Raw genomic sequence first — 671 nt, 5'->3', positions numbered from 1 at the left:
GTGGTCTTGAACCAGCCCTCGATCGACACCCGGTTCCGCAACCGCGCCAAAATGTTGGGCGGCAGCGCCAGATGCGACTTGGTGAAACCGGCGGCTGTATCGGTGCTGCCCTCCAGCGCGCCCGGCTGCCCCAGCGAGACATCCTTGTACCAGCCCGTCGAGCCACTGCTGCCCTCGTTGACCGGGTTACCGGACGCCCCCTCACCGAAACGGAAATACCCCACCGGCTCGGCATCCAGCACCAGGCCGCGATAGCGCGACCCGTCCCCGTAGGTGTAGGTCGTACAGTTCGGCGCCGCAACCGGAGCGCACACGCCGGTCAGATTGTCGCCCGTATAGGTATAGGTCCACGTCAGGCTCTGACCGTCCACCGGATCGGTGGACACCGACGCCACCCGTGACCCCTGCCAGGTGAAATGCAACGCCCGGCCACCGACAGCGGACACCTTGGAGATCTTGCCGTCACTCCCGTAGTGCAAGGTCTGCGCGCGGCCACGCCCATCAGCGATCTTCAGTAGCCGGCCGGAAGCGTCGAAGTGGTAGCTGGTCGCCGAGGTGTCCATCAGCCGCCAGCCGCCACCGGCCACATCCGCCAGCACCGCATGCATCCCCGGCGGAGCCTGATAGGTGCCGTCGCCCTTGCCGGCGAACCGCACCCGCCGGCCGGAGGG

The 671-nt window shown here is 67.5% G+C and carries 1 protein-coding gene; it reads right to left on the bottom strand.

Translation table 11 applies throughout. The annotated features are described in order from the left end of the window. Positions 1 to 656 (bottom strand): hypothetical protein (locus DQW85_RS21875; protein WP_162795203.1); only part of this gene is annotated, 656 nt, incomplete at its 3' end. Positions 657 to 671 lie beyond the last annotated feature (15 nt).

Origin of the sequence: Nonomuraea lactucae (assembly GCF_003313395.1) — a bacterium.
Classification (GTDB): domain Bacteria; phylum Actinomycetota; class Actinomycetes; order Streptosporangiales; family Streptosporangiaceae; genus Nonomuraea; species Nonomuraea lactucae.
Note: the sequence above shows the minus strand (reverse complement) of the source record. Positions and strands in the feature narration are given on the sequence as shown.